Annotated in this window: 11 protein-coding genes and 1 pseudogene; 5 read left to right on the top strand and 7 right to left on the bottom strand. The window is 63.1% G+C overall.

The features are described 5' to 3' along the window. Nucleotides 1-69 precede the first annotated feature (69 nt). The 4 genes from ACQ4WS_RS22235 to hemC are packed head-to-tail and all read right to left on the bottom strand — an operon-like array spanning nt 70 to nt 4,213. Complete coding sequence (locus ACQ4WS_RS22235) at nt 70-1,266, bottom strand: heme biosynthesis protein HemY (RefSeq protein ID WP_436479186.1); 1,197 nt, start codon at nt 1,264-1,266, stop codon at nt 70-72. Nucleotides 1,267-1,270: 4 nt separating this feature from the next. Continuing rightward, on the bottom strand, nt 1,271-2,431 hold the full coding sequence (locus tag ACQ4WS_RS22230) for a uroporphyrinogen-III C-methyltransferase (protein WP_436479185.1): 1,161 nt from the start codon (nt 2,429-2,431) through the stop codon (nt 1,271-1,273). Further along, complete coding sequence (locus ACQ4WS_RS22225; protein WP_436479184.1) at nt 2,428-3,228, bottom strand: uroporphyrinogen-III synthase; 801 nt, start codon at nt 3,226-3,228, stop codon at nt 2,428-2,430. Before ACQ4WS_RS22225 ends, ACQ4WS_RS22230 begins: the two co-directional genes overlap by 4 nt. Next, a complete protein-coding gene (hemC, locus tag ACQ4WS_RS22220; RefSeq protein WP_436479183.1) occupies nt 3,203-4,213 on the bottom strand; it encodes a hydroxymethylbilane synthase in 1,011 nt (336 codons plus the stop codon). The genes ACQ4WS_RS22225 and hemC overlap by 26 nt, the downstream gene beginning before the upstream one ends. Before the next feature lie 235 nt (nt 4,214-4,448). Between hemC and ppc the strand changes: the two genes are divergently transcribed. From ppc to ACQ4WS_RS22205, 3 genes are all read left to right on the top strand, one after another. After that, entirely contained in the window at nt 4,449-7,298 is a 2,850-nt protein-coding gene (ppc, locus tag ACQ4WS_RS22215) for a phosphoenolpyruvate carboxylase (RefSeq protein ID WP_436479182.1), read from the top strand. Nucleotides 7,299-7,475: 177 nt separating this feature from the next. After that, complete coding sequence (locus ACQ4WS_RS22210) at nt 7,476-9,272, top strand: PAS domain-containing sensor histidine kinase (RefSeq protein ID WP_436479181.1); 1,797 nt, start codon at nt 7,476-7,478, stop codon at nt 9,270-9,272. A gap of 55 nt (nt 9,273-9,327) precedes the next feature. Further along, entirely contained in the window at nt 9,328-10,467 is a 1,140-nt protein-coding gene (locus ACQ4WS_RS22205; protein WP_436479180.1) for an HAF repeat-containing protein, read from the top strand. Between the two features lie 62 nt (nt 10,468-10,529). On the opposite strand, the gene rpoD is transcribed toward ACQ4WS_RS22205, so the two are convergent. Next, nucleotides 10,530-13,097 (bottom strand): RNA polymerase sigma factor RpoD, encoded by a 2,568-nt coding sequence (gene rpoD, locus ACQ4WS_RS22200; RefSeq protein WP_436479179.1) that lies wholly within the window; start codon nt 13,095-13,097, stop codon nt 10,530-10,532. A 569-nt stretch (nt 13,098-13,666) separates the two neighbouring features. Between rpoD and ACQ4WS_RS22195 the strand changes: the two genes are divergently transcribed. Then, nucleotides 13,667-14,176 (top strand): ProQ/FINO family protein, encoded by a 510-nt coding sequence (locus ACQ4WS_RS22195; RefSeq protein ID WP_436479178.1) that lies wholly within the window; start codon nt 13,667-13,669, stop codon nt 14,174-14,176. A 9-nt stretch (nt 14,177-14,185) separates the two neighbouring features. Beyond that, entirely contained in the window at nt 14,186-14,833 is a 648-nt protein-coding gene (locus tag ACQ4WS_RS22190) for a 3'-5' exonuclease (protein WP_436479177.1), read from the top strand. Between the two features lie 54 nt (nt 14,834-14,887). Here ACQ4WS_RS22190 and ACQ4WS_RS22185 read toward each other — a convergent pair whose 3' ends face one another. Both ACQ4WS_RS22185 and ACQ4WS_RS22180 read right to left on the bottom strand, forming a co-directional pair. Next, the gene (locus ACQ4WS_RS22185) at nt 14,888-15,235 is read right to left on the bottom strand and encodes a DUF4870 domain-containing protein (RefSeq protein ID WP_436479176.1); all 348 of its coding nucleotides are present in this window, start codon (nt 15,233-15,235) and stop codon (nt 14,888-14,890) included. A gap of 89 nt (nt 15,236-15,324) precedes the next feature. Further along, nucleotides 15,325-15,954, bottom strand: a pseudogene (locus ACQ4WS_RS22180) (aminotransferase-like domain-containing protein); the annotation flags it as partial. Between the last annotated feature and the right edge of the window lie 117 nt (nt 15,955-16,071).

The raw sequence follows: 16,071 nt of genomic DNA, 5'->3' as shown, positions 1-16,071 counted from the left end.
CACCACAAAAAAAGCCGTTCAGTCTGCACTGAACGGCTTTTTTACGTCTGGCGAAACGAGCTACAAGGCTTACAGGATGGTCGCCAGCGCGCACTGCCGGTAATGGGCTGCAGCCTGTTCCGTCTGCTGCAAGGCATCGTGCATCTGTGCCAGCTTCAGGTGGGCGTCGCGCACCATTTGCGGCTCGTTCGCGTCCGATAAAGCCTGCTCCAGGTGGCGCTGGGCCTTGCCCCACAGTTTTTGCTTGAGGCACAGGGTACCCAGGGTCAGCGCCAGTTCCGCGTCCAGCGGACGCTGTTTCATCCATTGCTCGCAATGCTCGATCTGCAGCAGCAGGGCCGGCGTGCCGGCGGGCGCCGCCGCTTCGCGGTAGGCGCGCACGACGCGCTCGTCCCAGTCGGCGGCCAGCGACTCTTCGCACACGAGGCGCGCTTCATCGTGCAGGCCGCGCGCATTCAGGGCCGTAGCGGCGCGGCAGGCGATATACGGCTTGACCCGGTCGCTGCTGGGCACGGTCGACCATACGCGCATCAAGGATTCAGCGTCATGCGACGGGTCGGACAGTAAATGCTCGTAGGCCAGTTCGCGCAGGCGCGACGACAGGGCCGGATGCAGGGCGCGGTGCTTGTCGAGCGAACGCACGAGGCGCAGCACTTCCGGCCAGTTCTTTGCCTGCTGTTCGGCTTTCAGCGACCATTGCAGCGCGTGGATATGGCGCGTGCCGCTGGCATTGAGTTCGCGCACGGCCGCCAGGGCCGCTTCCGGCTGATGGTCGTCGACCAGCAATTCCGTCACCGTCATCAAACGCGCCGTCTTCAGGCTGGCATCGCCTTCGACTCTGGCCAGCCAGCTGTCGCGGCGCTCGGACTGGCGCATGCGGTGCGCGGCGCGCGCGCCGATCAGCGCGGCCAGGCCGGCGTTTTCTTCCAGTTCCGCGGCGCGCAAGGCAGCTTTTTCCGCATGGCCGAAACGGCCTTCGAACAGGGCTTTCAAGGCTTCGCGCAAGCCCTTGTTGCCATCGCGCTCACGCTTGCGCTGGCGGTAAGCCGCTACTTGGGCCGGCATGCGCACGGTGCCGCGCACGGCGCGCACCAGCAGGTACAGCAGCACGAACAGCACGACCTGCAGCAGCAGGAAGAAGTTCAGCGACAAGTCGATGCGGTATGGCGGATAGAACAGCACCACGTTGCCGGGATTGAAACGGGCCGTCACGGCGATACCGATCGCCGCGGCCATCAGGGCGAGTAACCAGAGAAATAGACGCATGGGCTCAGGACTTCGCTTTGTAGTTGCGCACAGCCGCCAGGCTGTCGGACAAGGTTGGCATCTCGATGGCCAGGTTGCTGCCCTGCACCTGGCGCAGCAAGGCTTGCGCCGTCTGCGTACCCTTGGCGCGGGTATCGAAATACTTGGCCAGCGCATCCTGGGCGGCGATCAGATCATTCCTGAACGCTGTTTCATTGCGCGACAACAAGGCCATGCGGGCATTCAGCAAGCGCAACTTGACGTTTTCGCGCAAGAAATACGCTTGCGTCGGCGACAGCATCAGCGCTTCCGGCGTGTCGACGCGGCGGATGCGGATCAATTGACGCACGTCATTCCACATGTCGCCGCTCCAGGTATTGAAGCCGTCGCGCACTTTTTGCAGCAGCGGTTCCGGCGCCGGTGGACCCACCAGCTTGCCACTGGCATCGCGCACGGGCTTGGCCCCGGCCTTGGCCTTGCCCGGTTTTTCCGGCGCGGCCGGCAAGGCCGGCGTTTCGTCGGACAGCATCGGCAAGGCGTCGATCTGCGCGATCACGGCATCGAGGCGCAGGGCCACGCCGGTCGAATCGACGCTGGGCAGGGCCTTGAGTTTTTCCATGTCGCGCCCGATGGCGCGGCGGATGGTGATGAATTGCGGCTTGTCGGAACGCGACAGGCTGCGGTCCGCGTTTTGCAGGGCGATCAGCGCGCCGGGCACGTTGCCGGCCAGTTGCAGCTGCTGGCTGGCCGTCGACAGCACTTGCTCGATTTCCGTCAGCGCCCACTCGTCGCGGTTCTTCGACAAGTCGTTATACAGTTGTTCCAGCGCCAGCTGCTGGCTTTGCGTTTCGCTCTGGCGATTTTCCAGCGCGCCCACCTTGATTTGCAGCTCTTTCGTGCCTTCTTGCACGTTGCGCGCCAGCACGCCCGTTTCGGCATTGCTGACATCGCCTTTTTGCAGGCGCTTGGCCACTTCTTCGCGCAGGTTGCGGATCTGCTTGCTGGTCGACCAGCTTTGCGCAGCCAGCAGCACGGCCAGCACGATGACGGCGATGCTCATGGGCTTTTGCAGCTGTTCGAGCAGGGTCGGCGCGCGGCCGGCAGGTTGGTCGGCCGCCTGCGGCGCCGTCTTCACGGCGCTGCCAGGCGTTGCATTCGGTTCGGAGAGTGTAGGCATTTCGTTCATGGTCGTGATTGTAACGCGGCGAGCACTCCTGCGTCGCCTGATCCAGTCAAGGTGACACGGGCAAAACCCAGGGCCGCCGCCGTTTGTGCAATGCGCGCGTGCGGTACGATCAGATGCTGCTGTTGCATTTTCACAACAGCCATCTTTTCAGCATCCATTTCGCCCAGTAGCGCCAGCAAACCGCGCAGCGCTTCCGAGCTGGTGATGATCCAGTCATTATTATGCTGCAACAGCTTTTCCAGGGTCGTCCGCAAGGCCGGCGTCAGCGTTGGCACCTTGCGGCGGTAGGCCGTGACGAACGCGACTTCGGCGCCGGCGGCGCGCAAGCCGTCAGCCAGATAGTCGCGTCCGCCATCGCCGCGCACGATCAGCACGCGCTTGCCGCGCAGGGCCGGCAAGTCCAGCGCCAGCAACAAATGTTCGGAGTCGCTGCGCGCCGTATCGAGCGGACTGGTGATGCTGGCGTTGGCGTGCGTGACGCCATGCGCGGCCAAGGCCATCCGGCTGCCCTCGCCCACCACCGCCAGCGGCACACCTGGCGGCCAGGCGGGCAGGTGCGCAAAGACGCAATCGATGGCGTTCGGCGAAACGAACGCCACCAGGTCGTATTCCGTCAGGCGCGCCAGCACGGCTTGCAACTGCGCGCATTCGTCCGCGCCGTCAAGCGCATGGATTTCCAGCAGCGGCAGCAGGGTCACGGGCCAGCCCAGCGCCGCGATGTTGGCGGCCAGCGGCCCCGCTTGCGCCGCGGGCCGCGTGATCACCACGCTGTCAGGCATGCGGCGCCAGGCCTTCATGGTTGTCGGGGGTGACGGCGCACGAGGCGAGGATGCCGGCGGCGTCCTGGCCGCGCAGCAGCTCGGCCACCTGTTCGCCCAGCAGTTCCGGCGCGCTGGCCGGGCCACTCACTTCAGCGCTGGCCATGCGCGCGCCGTCCGGCGTGGCGACCATGGCGCGCAAACGCATCTGTTCGCCCTCGACGGTGGCAAACGCGGCCAGCGGAATCTGGCAACTGCCGCCGAAGATCTTCGACACTTTGCGCTCGGCCGTGACGGCTTGCGCCGTATCAGTATGGTTCAGCGGCGCCAGCAAGCGCACCAGGTCGGCGCAGTCAACGCGCCCGCTGCGAATTTCGATCGCCATGGCGCCCTGGCCGGCGGCCGGCAAGCTGTCTTCCGGCGCCAGCACGGCGCGGATGCGCGATGCCAGGCCCAGGCGTTTCAGGCCGGCGGCGGCCAGGATGATGGCGGCATAGTCGCCACGGTCGAGCTTGCCCAAACGCGTATCGAGGTTGCCGCGCAGGGGCAGAATCGTCAAGTGCGGATAGCGCGCGGCGATCAGCGCCTGGCGGCGCAAGCTGCTGGTGCCGACGACGGCGCCGTGCGGCAGCTCGGCCAGGCTGGCGTAATCGTTCGACACGAACGCGTCGCGCGGGTCTTCGCGCTCGAGGATGGCGGCCAAGGCAAAGCCTTCCGGCAACTCCATCGGCACGTCTTTCAGCGAATGCACGGCCAGGTCGGCGCGGCCTTCTTCCATCGCCACTTCCAGCTCCTTGACGAACAGGCCCTTGCCGCCGACCTTGGACAGGGCGCGGTCGAGAATCTGGTCGCCGCGTGTGGTCATGCCGAGAATTTCAACGCTACACTGCGGATACAGGGCGGCCAGGCGCGCGCGCACGTGTTCAGCTTGCCACATGGCAAGACGACTCTCGCGCGTGGCGATCACCAGGCGGGCCGGTATATGTACGGACAATTCGTTCGGGGTCAATTCGGATGCTTTCAAAACAAGTTCTTTCGCTGTGGCTGTCATTGTCGTTGCCATTTCGCCCGTCCGATATCAGTTGTATCGGGTGGCGCCCGGCGTCGCTATAATCGTTATCTCTTAGCCTAGAAGGCCAAGTCAGGCTAGCGTCCATGTTGAAGACCACAAATTTTATCATGCGCCCCCTCCCCTCTGCGGCCAAACGCCCGGTGCGATCCACATTCCCTTGCTTTTACACTTACTTTGGTTCTTTATTATGCTCAATGACGCAGTAGCACCAGAAATAGTTCCAGCGGCCGGCTCCGACAAGGATGCGCCGCTGAAAGAAGACATCCGCCTGCTGGGCCGCCTGCTGGGCGACGTGCTGCGCGAACAGGAAGGCGACGCTGTCTTCAATGTGGTGGAAACCATACGCCAGACGTCCGTGCGCTTCCGCCGCGAAGCGGACGCGGGCGCCGCGCTGGAACTCGACGCCATGCTGAAAGAACTGAGCCGCGAACAGACGATTTCCGTGGTGCGCGCCTTTTCCTACTTTTCGCACCTGGCCAACATTGCAGAAGACCAGCACCACATCCGCCGCCGCCGCGCCCACTTGCTGGCCGGCTCGCCCGCGCAAAAGGGCAGCGTCAGCTTCGCCCTGAAAAAACTGCGCGCCGCCGGCGTGCCGCGCAAGACGGTCGATACCTTCTTCCAGGACGCCCTGATTGCGCCCGTGCTGACGGCCCACCCGACGGAAGTGCAGCGCAAGAGCATCCTCGACGCCGAGCACGACATCGCGCGCCTGCTGGCCGAGCGCGACCTGCCGCAGACACCGAAAGAGCGGCACGCCAACATGCAGCTGCTGCGCTCGCGCGTGGCCACCCTGTGGCAAACGCGCATGCTGCGCTACTCGAAGCTGACGGTGGCCGACGAGATCGAAAACGCCCTGTCCTACTACCGCATCACCTTTTTACGCGAGCTGCCGGGCCTGTATGACGATATCGAGGAAGATATCGCCGCCGAATACCCGAACGGCGACGGCACCATCGAACCGATCAACGCCGCCTACGTGCAGATGGGCAGCTGGATCGGCGGCGACCGCGATGGCAACCCGAACGTGAATGCGGGCACCATGCAGCATGCGCTGGCGCGCCACGCCACCACCATCCTCGACTTTTACCTCGATGAAGTGCATGCGCTGGGCGCGGAATTGTCCGTCTCGACCCTGATGGTGGGTGTGAGCGCCGAACTGCAGGCGCTGGCCGAGCAGTCGCCGGACGCCTCGCCGCACCGCAGCGACGAACCGTACCGCCGCGCCCTGATCGGCATCTATGCGCGCCTGGCCGCCACGGCCCGCGCGCTGGGCGCCACCAACATCCTGCGCAAGGAAGTGGGGCCGGCCGCCGCCTATCCGGACGCGGCCGCGTTTGTGGCCGACCTGCGCACCATCGTCGCCTCACTCGAATCGCACCACGGCATCGCCCTCGTGCGTCCCCGTCTGGCTACCCTGGCGCGCGCGGCCGACATCTTCGGCTTCCACCTGGCGTCGCTCGATATGCGCCAAACCTCCGACGTGCACGAGCGGGTGCTGGCCGAACTGTTCGCGAAAAGCGGCGTGGCCGCCGACTACACGACCCTGTCCGAGAAAGACAAACAAGCCCTGCTGCTGAACGAACTGGCTCAGCCGCGCCTGTTGTACTCGCCCTATATCGCCTACGCCACGGAAACGGATTCCGAACTGGCGATTTTGCGCGCGGCGCGCGACATCCGCCAGCGCTACGGCGCGCGGGCCATCCGCAACTACATCATCTCGCACACGGAAACCGTGTCCGACTTGCTGGAAGTGTTGCTGCTGCAAAAAGAAACAGGCTTGCTGCGCACCGACTGGAAGGCCGGGAGCGACGGCGACAGCACCTGCGAGCTGATGGTCATCCCCCTGTTCGAGACGATACCCGACCTGCAGCGCGCGGCCGGCATCATGAGCCAGGTGATGGCCTTGCCCTTGGTCAAGCAATTGATCGCCAAGCAGGGACAGTTGCAGGAAGTCATGCTCGGCTATTCTGATTCGAACAAGGATGGCGGTTTCCTGACCTCCAACTGGGAACTGTACAAGGCGGAACTGGCGCTGGTGTCCGACTTTCAGAAGGCCGGCGTCAAGCTGCGCCTGTTCCATGGCCGCGGCGGTACGGTAGGCCGTGGCGGCGGACCCAGCTACGAAGCCATCCTGGCCCAGCCGCCGGGCACCGTCAACGGCCAGATCCGCCTGACGGAACAAGGCGAGATCATCGCCTCGAAGTTTTCCAACGCGGAAATCGGCCGGCGCAACCTGGAATTGCTGGTCGCCGCCACCCTGGAAGCGAGCCTGGCGCCGCAGGAAGCCAATCCGGCCCGCAACAGCCAGCTGGCGCAATTCGAAGCCGTGATGGCGGAGCTGTCAGACCTCGCCTATCACGCCTACCGCCACCTCGTGTATGAAACACCGGGTTTTACGGAATATTTCTTCTCGGCTACGCCGATTGCGGAAATCGCCGAACTGAACCTCGGTTCGCGCCCTGCCTCGCGCAAGGCCAACCAGCGCATCGAAGACTTGCGCGCCATTCCCTGGGGCTTTTCCTGGGGCCAGTGCCGCTTGCTGCTGCCGGGCTGGTTCGGCTTCGGCAGCGCCATCGACGCGTGGATCAAGCAGGCCGACGGCGCCGCGAAAGATGAAAGAATCGCCACCCTGCGCGCCATGTACGCCGAATGGCCGTTCTTTGCCACCTTGCTGTCGAACATGGACATGGTGCTGGCCAAGACGGACCTGGCGATTGCCTCGCGCTATGCGGAACTGGTGGCAAATCAGGACTTGCGCGAACGCATCTACAAGTGCATCACGGACGAGCATGGCAACACCTTGCGCTGCCTGGAGCTGATCACTGGCAACACGGAGCGCCTGGCGGGCAACCCGCTGCTGGCCCGCTCGATCCAGAACCGCTACGCCTATCTCGATCCGCTGAATCACTTGCAGGTGGAATTGATCAAGCGCAACCGCGCCCTGTCGGCGGAAAGTCGCGTCGATGAAAGAGTGCACCGAGGCATCCAGCTGTCGATCAACGGCGTGGCGGCCGGCTTGCGCAACACGGGCTGATCGCGGCTCATTCTCATCGGCAGGCAGGGGCCGGCACCGCAAGGGCCGGCCCTTTTGTTTTCTCAATAGCAAAATATTCTCAATAAAACAACAATTGGTATTACACTAGCGGTTGATACCTTCCCCACTCCGGCGCCACGTGCACCGCAGCGGCCAACCATGACGCCAGGGACGCGGATGAGCAAATGGTCGATTGAAACACTGAGTACGGCATGCGCTGCCCTCATCCTGATCATGCTGGGCTGGGTGGCCGGCGTGGCCTGGCAGGCGCTCGACTTCTGGGAGCATGTCTGGCTGGCCTTGCTGCTGGCGGCATCCGCCGGCACGGCCATGTGGCTGATGCACACGCTGCGCGCCCACCTCGCCAGCACGCGCCAGCAGCTCGACGCCAGCCTCCTGCGCTACCAGCACCTGAGCGAAACGGCGCAGGACGGCATGTGGCAAACGGACGCGCACGGCCGCATCCTGTACGTCAACCAGCGCCTGTGCGACATGCTGGGCATTCCTGCCGAACAGCTGCTGAACCACTCGATGGAGGAATTCCACGACGAGGCCACCCTGCTGCGCCTGTGTCCGCTGCGCCAGACGGCGAGCGATAGCTGCATGGGAGAACTGCAGTACCGGCATGGCGACGGCACGCAGCGCTGGGCGATGCTCAGCGGACGCCGCCTGTACGACCGGCGCGGCGCCTTGACGGGCGCGCTGGTCATGGCCAACGACATCACCGAACACAAGCGGGCCGAACACGCATTGAGCCTGGCCCATGCGGAGCTGGAAAACCGCGTGGCCCTGCGCACGGCCCAGTTGCTCGATGTCAATCTCCAGCTGTCCGCGGAAGTCGCCATGCGCGCGCAAACGGAAGCGGCCCTGGCACGCAGCGAAGAGCGGCTGCAGGACATCATTTCCATGATGCCCCTGTCGCTGTTCCTGAAAGATGCCTCTTCGCACATACTGCTGATGAACCAGGCCTGCGAGCAGCAATGGGGCGTGCGCTTCGAGGAAATCGCCGAGGGACGCGACTTGCAGCATTTCCCGGAGGAGCAGAACGCAGGCTTCCTCGCTGCCGACCAGCAGGCATTTGCCAGCCGCCAGGTGGTGATCCGCGAAGAACTGGTATGGAACGCGCAGTTGCAGGAAAATCGCCTCGTGCAGACGCATAAAAAACCCATCTTCGACGCGCAGGGCCGGCCGCAGATGATCATCGCCATGGGCATCGACATCACGGAAAGCAAGCGCAACGAGGAGAACCTGCAGCGCACCCTGGCCCAGCTGCGTGAACTGACCGACCACCATCAGACCATCAAGGAAGAGGAAAGGCGCCGCATAGCGCTCGACATTCATGACGACCTGGGCCAGAACCTGATGGTGCTGCGCATCGACGTGTCGCTGCTGCATGCGCGCACGGCCACCACCCACCCGCGCCTGCACCGCCACGCCCAGCGCGTGCTCGACACCATCGATGCCACCATCCGCTCCGTGCGCACCATCATCAATGACTTGCATCCCAGTACCCTGGAGCTGGGACTGGGCCCGGCGGCCGAATGGCTGATACGCCAGATGGAAAGCCGCGGCGCCATCCGCTACCAGCTCTCGCTCGACAGCGAGGCGCCCGACCTGGGCCTGGATCAGCGCCAGACGTCGGCCATCTTCCGCGTGCTGCAGGAATCGCTGTCGAACATCGTGCGTCATGCCCAGGCCAGCGAAGTGAAGGTGGCGCTGGTGCAGGATACGGATGCCATCGTGCTGCGCATCAGCGACAACGGCATCGGCATGCAGCCGGACGACCATGGCAAGAAGGCCGCCTTCGGCCTGAAAAGCATACGCGAACGTGTCCACGCGCTGGGCGGCGAACTGCGCATCGACAGCCAGGCGGGCCGGGGCACGGTGCTGGCCATCCACCTGCCGCAGGCCAGGAAAAGCGCGCCAGCCAAGCATGATGAAATACAGAAATTATCAAAAACAGTAGCAAATTAAGTATGCATTTCCCACATAAAAAAGTATAGTAAGTTTTTTCTTTGAGGAAACTATCATGCCGCCACGGTTCTCCCGCTTCCACGCCCCTCTGCTCGGCCTGTGCCTGCTGGCCGCCATCCCCACCGCCAGCGCCACCATGTATGCCGAACGCGGCTTTGGTGAAAGGGACGGCAATGGCAGCATCGCGTCCGATCTGAACCCGGCAGGCCTGGTGGCCGGCATCATCATGGAGCAAGAAGGACGGCGCCGCGCCGTGACCTATCAGCATGGCCGCATCCGCGAGCTGGGCACCCTGGGCGGCAATGAAGGTTTCACCAAGGCCATCAATATCCATGGCGTGGTGGTCGGGTCGGCGCAGACGGCCAGCGGCGCCTGGCACGCCTTTCACTACGACGCAGCGAGCGGCATGCGCGACCTGGGCACTCTGGGCGGCACCAGCAGCTATGCCACGGCCATCGCGCGCGACGGCCAGGTAGCCGGCTATGCCGATACCAGCGCCGGCGATTTCCACGCCTTTGTGACGAAAGCCGACCACAGCCTGCAAGACCTGGGCACCCTGGGCGGCGCCAGCAGCTATGCCAGCGGTCTGAACAGCCATGGCGTGGTGGTGGGCACGGCCCAGCGCGGCGACGGCTACCGCCGCGCCTTCGTCTACCGCCCCGGCGCGGGCATGCAGGAAATCGGCACCCTGCCCGGTGGACGCATCAGCTCGGCCACCGCCATCAATGACGCGGGCCTGGTCGTGGGCGCATCGGAAACGGAAAAGCGCCGCTGGCACGCGTTTGCCTGGGACGGCAGGCGCATGCTCGATCTGGGCGCCCTGATCGGCCAGGGCGACAGCTACGCCACGGCCGTCAACGCAGCCGGGCACGTCGTCGGCAGCGTCAGCATCAAAGGCTTTGAACCGATGACCTTCGTCTACAAGGAAGGCGTGATGACGGTGCGCCGGCGCGACGATGGCCTGTACCTGACCAACAAGATCACGGACGCCGGACTGGTGGTGGGCGCCGTCTATACGGGGCATAAATTCCAGGCCTTCGCCGTGCCGTCGCAAGCGGCTCCCGCACCGCCGCGCAGCAACCCACTGGACTGGTTGCTCATCACCATGCTCATCTCCGCCAGCGGCGTGGTGCTGTACAAATTGCAGCGCAACTATCGCATGGGTCCGCTGGGTGCGCGCACGCGTTTCATGTAGGAGGGCATGCTAGGGACGTAAAAAAAGAGGCTTGCGCCTCTTTTTTGTTTCTTGCCGTACGCTTAGTTTTGCGTGAGGAAAGTTTTGAGTTTGTCCGAACGCGAAGGCTGACGCAGCTTGCTCATGGCTTTCGCTTCGATCTGGCGGATGCGCTCGCGCGTCACGTCGAACTGCTTGCCCACTTCTTCCAGCGTGTGGTCGTTCGACATTTCCACGCCGTAACGCATGCGCAGCACTTTCGCTTCGCGCGGCGTCAGGGAATCGAGTACTTCCTTGATCACGTTGCGCATCGACGCATGCAGCGCGGCGTCCAGCGGCGCCAGCGTCGTGTTGTCTTCGATGAAGTCGCCCAGTTGCGAATCGCCATCTTCGCCCATCGGCGTTTCCATGGAAATCGGCTCTTTGGCGATTTTCATGATTTCGCGCACCTTGTTTTCCGGCATTTCCATCTTGACGGCCAGGGTCGCCAGGTCCGGCTCGCTGCCCGTTTCCTGCATGATCTGGCGCGAAATGCGGTTCATCTTGTTGATCGTTTCGATCATGTGCACCGGCACGCGGATGGTGCGAGCCATGTCGGCGATCGAACGCGTGATGGCCTGGCGGATCCACCAGGTGGCGTAGGTCGAGAACTTGTAGCCGCGGCGGTATTCGAATTTATCAACGGCCTTCAACAGACCGATGTTGCCTTCCTGGATCAGATCGAGGAATTGCAAGCCGCGGTTGATGTATTTCTTGGCGATCGAGATGACCAGACGCAAGTTGGCGACCGTCATTTCGCGTTTCGCATGACGCGCGCGCTTTTCGCCGGCAGCCATCTGCTTGTTGATCTTGCGCAAGTCCGCCAGCGGCAGGGCCACGCGGGCTTGCAGGTCGATCATCTTCTTTTGCAGTTCCTTGACGGCAGGCACGTTGCGGCTGAGGATGGCGCTGTACGGATACTTGCAATCGACTTCGCGGTCGACCCATTCCAGGTCGCATTCATTGCCCGGGAACACCTTGATGAAGTGGGCGCGCGGCATGCCGCATTTGTTCACGCACAGTTCCAGCACGGCGCGCTCGATGTGGCGCACTTCTTCCATCTGGCCGCGCAAGGTGTCGCACAGCTTTTCGACGACCTTGGCCGTGAAGCGAATGCCCAGCAATTCCTGCGAAATGGCTTCCTGCGCCTTGATGTAGGCTTTCGAGTTGTAACCCTCGGGTGCCTTGCGCATCTTCTCGTACTGCGTCGAAATGACGTTGAACTTCTCCAACGCATTCTTTTTCAGCTGCGCCAGCTGTTCGCTGGAGAAACCGGCCGCGCCGCCATTCGCGTCGCCGTCCTCTTCTTCGGCTTCTTCTTCCTCTTCCTCGTCGTCACCGCTGGCGGCCGCTGGCGCGGGGGCGGCGGCGGGTGCCGGGGCATTGCTTTCGTTCAAATCGACAAAGCCGTCGACCACTTCATCGACCTTGATTTCGTCGCGCGCGATTTTTTGCGACAGCGCAACGATTTCGCCGATGGTGGTGGGGCAGGCGGAAATGGCCTGGATCATGTCTTTCAGGCCGCCCTCGATGCGCTTGGCGATCTCGATCTCGCCTTCGCGCGTCAGCAGCGCCACGGCGCCCATTTCACGCATATACATGCGCACGGGGTCGGTGGTGCGGCCGAAGTCGGAGTCGACCGTCGACAAGGCGGTAGCGGCAGCCGCTTCCACTTCATCGTCGCTGGTGACGGTGGCGACGTTGTCAGTCAACAACAAGCTCTCCGCGTCAGGGGCGCGCTCATAGACGGCGATGCCCATGTCGTTGAAGGTGGCGATGATGCCTTCGATCGCTTCCGGATCGATGATGTTTTCCGGCAATTGGTCATTGATCTCGGCATAGGTGAGGAAACCGCGTTCCTTGCCCATGTTGATCAAGCCCGTGATCTGCTTGCGGCGGCGTTCCAGGTCCGCTGCCGAGGCTTCCGGATCGCCCAAGGCGTCCGCCAGGCCGCCCTTGGCCTTGCGGTCGCGCGCTTTCGACACGGCCTTCAGTTCGGCGCGCTCGACGGCGTTGAGTGCTGCCACTTCATCGTTTTCCGGCGTGAATTCGCTTGGTTTGCGGCCACGGCGGCCTGGCACCTTGACGGTCGGCAGGAAGTAATTCGAGGTATCGATGGCGGCCAGGGCATCGGCGTCCGTGGTCTTGCTGACCACTTGCGCGCCGGTGATGATGGTCACGGGCGCCGCTTCAGGCTTGGCGCGCACGACTTTTGTACGGGCGGCCGTCACCACTTTATTCGTGGCGGCGCTTTCGCTGACCTTGCGCGGCGCGGCCGGGGCCTTGGCGCCGGGGGCGATCTTCACGCTTGGCGTTTTCACCGGTGCAGCGTCGGCCACCTCGGCGGCCTTGGTCACGTCGGCAACCGCCTCGGCGGCTGGCGCGCTGACGGCCGCTTCCGCAGTCGGCTCGGCCGGTGGCACGGCGGCCAGGCGCGAGCGGCTTTTCTTCACCACGGTGACGACGGTCGGCGCCGTCGTGACGGTGGCTTCCGGATTCGCTTGCGCATTATCGATGAAGTAAGATAAAGTCGTTTTGGGTACGGCAAGTGGTGCCGCGGCTGGGCGTGGCGCCTTGGCGGACAACGTTAAAGTTTTTGGCGTATTCTTCATGAGATATCTCTTAATGCGAGACCAGATGGTGTCGGCCCGAAGTGAATGATTCCACCCAAGCCTGCGAAACCGGACTCGATGGAGCGTATTGTTGCGGCTGCCGCATTAACGGCAGCGGCGCCTGTCTATCGGGACGTTCAAAGCCCGCGCATCCGTCATGAGGAGCGGCGGGGCCGAAGCCGGGTCAGATAAATAAGCGATGTACATTGCGGAATGAAAAAAAGCCCGTACCAGAACGGGCTTGAATCTATTGTTGTTCAGTGAAGACACAGCGGAGAGCAAGATTATGCACGAAGGCCAGTTATCTGGATAATTGATAAGCAAAATATCTGATATCAAAAATATCAATAATCATGGCCCTGCACCGCACTGCTCCTATCCCCTGCACACCTGAGCCAGACCGTCAAACACGGGGTCCAGTCATCAGCGCAAGCCGACATTATACACATTTCCCGCATTTCGCGCTTGGCACGGCCAGCCAGGCGCATGCAGATCGCAGCGCAAGTTGCCAAAAAAGACAATGCACTTGCCTGTGGCGCGTGCTATGCTCCCCTTTTATAGCCCAACCAATGATGTCGATGACCAGCTCCACGCCAGACCAGCAAGCCACCACTCCTGACACGCCAGTCGATGCAGCCCCAGCGGCGGCACCGGCCGCAGCGACCACGCCGGCGCCGGCCGGCCTGACCGCGCGCGCCCTGCTGAAGCAGTTCCAGGAGCAATTCCCGCCATTCCGCGATTGCCTGCCCTTGTCCATCGGTATCGACAAGCAGATCCTGGCGCGCCTGCCAGACCTGGACCGCAAGCTGATGCGCACGGCGCTGGGCATCCACACGGGTTCGCTGCGCTACCTGCGCGTGATGGAAAAAGCCAAGATCCGCTACGACCTCGACGGCACGGCCGGCGCGGAAGTGACGCAAACCCACCGCGACCATGCTACGCAAGTATTGCAACAGCGCTTCAAGAAGGAAGCCGAGCGCAAGAAAGCCGAACGCGACGCGGCGGCCGCCGAAGAAGCGAGCCGTTTGCACCTGGAAAAACTGAATCAGCTGACCGCGAAATTCTCGCGCAAAGGCTGATCCGGTTTCATGGAGACAGCTGCCGCACCGCCACTGCCCCCCTATCAAGGCATTGCACTTGAGCACGTCAAGCTGGTACGCACCAGCGATGATGCAAAAGCGGCCATGGCTGCCCTGCTGGCAGCGGACGCCATCGGCTTCGATACGGAATCGAAGCCGACGTTCGTCAAGGGCGAGTCCTCCACGGGCCCCCATTTGATCCAGCTGGCCACCGACGACATCGCCTACCTGTTCCAGGTGGGCAGCACGCCGGCCGCGGCCCTGGCCGAACTGAAAGCCATCCTCGAATCGACCACCACCCTGAAAGTGGGTTTTGGCCTGTCCGACGACGTCAAGCGTTTGCGCAACAAGCTGGGCATCGCGCCGGCCCAGGTGCTCGACTTGTCCGTCGCCCTGCGCGGCGGCCAGCGCAACGACCTGGGCGCCAAGACGGCCGTGGCCAAGTTCTTCGGCCTGCACCTGCAGAAATCAAAAAAGATCTCCACCACCAACTGGGCCGCCTCGCGCCTGACGGAAAAGCAGATACTGTACGCGGCCGACGATGCGCAAGTGGCCCTGCGCGTGTACCGCCGCTGGATCGCCGACGGCGGCAAAGTGGCGCCGCAAAAGGCCCCGCGCGCCAGCGCGCCACCGGCCACGCCGCCAGCACCTGCCTGAAACAAGCGCCACCACCACGGTGGCGCCCGGCTTCACGGCATTTCTCGCGCAGCCTTATTTGACCAGGCGCAAGGTCAGGGGATAGCGGTAAGTGACGCCATTGCTGGCCTTGACGGCCGCGACAATCGAGCACACCAGATTGGCCAGCGCCACGATCCAGAACAGAAACAGGCCGATCAGCACGAACGACAGGATGAAGCAGGCGAAATACCAGATGATCAGGGTGATCTGGAAATTCAGTGCTTCCCGCGCATTTTCGGCCGAGAATTTATCCGCATCGTCTTTCTTGATCAAATAAATGATCAGCGGCGCCACCCAGCTGGTGAACAGGCCGCCAACGTGGGACAGAATGGCCATCGTCGTATCTTGCGTACGAGCCACTTCCGGCTGCGTGTTATCCATTATCATTCCCATCATTAGTTATAGATACACCAATATAACAGCAATATTTCTTTTTGGAATGAAACACTTGCTGCTGCAAGGGATTTTTTTCATGCGCTTGCCGCCGCCAGCGCCAGCGCCAGCCGCCCCAGGGTGGCGATAGCCTCTTCCAGCTGCGGGCTCCAGGGGTGGCCATAATTGAGGCGGATGCAGTGGCGAAACGCGCGCGTGGCGGAAAAGATGGGGCCGGGCGCGATGCTGATGCCGGCCGCCAGCGCGCTGCGATGCAAGGCCAGCGCGTCGATACCGGCTGGCATTTCTACCCAGACGAAATAACCACCCTGCGGCCGTGTCACCCGCGTGCCGGGCGGAAAATGCACGGCGATGGCTTGCAGCATGGTGTTTTGCTGCGCCGCAAGGGTCAGCCGCAGCTGGCGCAAATGGCGGTCGTAGCCGCCTTGCGCCAGGTAATCGGCCAGCGCCATCTGCAGCGGTATCGGCGCCGACAGGCTGGTGGTCAGTTTCAAGCGCTCGACCTGGCGCGCGTAGCGGCCCGCCACCGCCCAGCCCAGGCGAAAACCGGGCGCCAGGGTCTTGGAAAACGAGCTGCAATGCATCACCAACCCCGCGCTATCATGACTTTTCGTCAGGCCGGGACGCTGCTTGCCAAAGTATAGTTCGCCATACACGTCATCCTCGATCAGCGGCACGCCATGGCGCGCCAACAAGTCCGCCAGCGCGCTAATGCCGTTCAGTTAAGCAGGTTTTCGTAGAACGCGCATGGCATAGCGCTTTGGTTTTGCCTTGACGGCCCGGTCGAATTTTCGATCGGGCCGTTCGTCATTGAGAAGACTAAC

It is taken from the genome of Janthinobacterium leeuwenhoeki, assembly GCF_051380795.1.
In the GTDB taxonomy this organism is placed as follows: Bacteria; Pseudomonadota; Gammaproteobacteria; order Burkholderiales; family Burkholderiaceae_D; genus Janthinobacterium.
The sequence above is the reverse complement of the archived record's forward strand: the minus strand, read 5'-3'. Positions and strand labels throughout refer to the sequence as shown.